The sequence below is a fragment of the Photobacterium lucens genome (assembly GCF_009873615.1).
Taxonomy (GTDB): domain Bacteria; phylum Pseudomonadota; class Gammaproteobacteria; order Enterobacterales; family Vibrionaceae; genus Photobacterium; species Photobacterium lucens.
Genome location: NZ_SSMG01000403.1, coordinates 1 through 464, shown reverse-complemented (window position 1 = coordinate 464; position 464 = coordinate 1). Strand labels below are relative to the sequence as shown.

2 tRNA genes and 1 rRNA gene are annotated in these 464 nt (G+C 44.8%); all 3 read right to left on the bottom strand.

What is annotated here, in order from left to right:
* Nucleotides 1–128: 128 nt before the first annotated feature.
* A tRNA-Ala gene (locus E5A76_RS16675) sits at nt 129–204 on the bottom strand.
* Nucleotides 205–249: 45 nt separating this feature from the next.
* Nucleotides 250–326 (bottom strand) — tRNA-Ile (locus E5A76_RS16670).
* A gap of 72 nt (nt 327–398) precedes the next feature.
* Nucleotides 399–464: ribosomal RNA gene (locus tag E5A76_RS16665) — 16S ribosomal RNA — on the bottom strand; the annotation flags it as partial.

The window sequence follows — 464 nt, the reverse complement described above, 5'->3', positions numbered from 1 at the left end:
TCGATGAAAACTATAAATCAATCTATTCGATTGAATTTACTAGTCAGCTTTCCAGATTGTTAAAGAGCATTGTGTTTATCGTTAGATAACCACTTTTTAAAAACACTCATAAGAATGCGTTTAAAGAGTGGTGGAGCTATGCGGGATCGAACCGCAGACCTCCTGCGTGCAAGGCAGGCGCTCTCCCAGCTGAGCTATAACCCCAACGATATAAAAGACTTAAAACCACCACTTTCATCTGAGAGAAAGTGGTGGGTCTGAGTGGACTTGAACCACCGACCTCACCCTTATCAGGGGTGCGCTCTAACCACCTGAGCTACAGACCCAAGTCTTTTTACGTTCTTTACTATTAACCAAGCAATCTGTGTGGACACTGCATTCAACAGTAAGTCTTTAGGTAAGGAGGTGATCCAGCCCCAGGTTCCCCTAGGGCTACCTTGTTACGACTTCACCCCAGTCATGAA